Origin of the sequence: Comamonas aquatilis (assembly GCF_965139575.1) — a bacterium.
In the GTDB taxonomy this organism is placed as follows: domain Bacteria; phylum Pseudomonadota; class Gammaproteobacteria; order Burkholderiales; family Burkholderiaceae_C; genus Comamonas; species Comamonas aquatilis.
Window position 1 is genome coordinate 1 of the sequence record NZ_CBCSIW010000055.1, and the last position, 352, is coordinate 352.

At 48.0% G+C, this 352-nt stretch carries 1 rRNA gene; it reads right to left on the reverse strand.

Annotated features, from left to right (window positions below):
• Positions 1–237 precede the first annotated feature (237 nt).
• Positions 238–350 (reverse strand): 5S ribosomal RNA (rrf, locus tag ACNAZA_RS22385).
• Between the last annotated feature and the right edge of the window lie 2 nt (positions 351–352).

Below are 352 nucleotides of genomic sequence, written 5' to 3' on the forward strand. Positions count from 1 at the left end.
GAACTTGGCTGCTTGCCATCAAACGCCCACGCTTATCGGCTGTATCTTGTTAAGGATCCGAGAACAAAAACCAATCTAAACCGGCTTTCATTTCTTTGCTTGCTGTGATCAGCGAAGCCTTTGATTTTAGCACAACTTTCATCATGCTTTTAAACGTTTTTGCGTTTTCTTCTCATCCTTCATTGCGAAGAAGGAGAAGAAAACGCCCGGCGCTGAGCCGGGCGTTTAGGCGTAAGAGCCTGACGATGACCTACTTTCACACGGGAACCCGCACTATCATCGGCGCAAATTCGTTTCACTGTCCTGTTCGGGATGGGAAGGAGTGGTACCAAATCGCTATGGTCATCAGGCA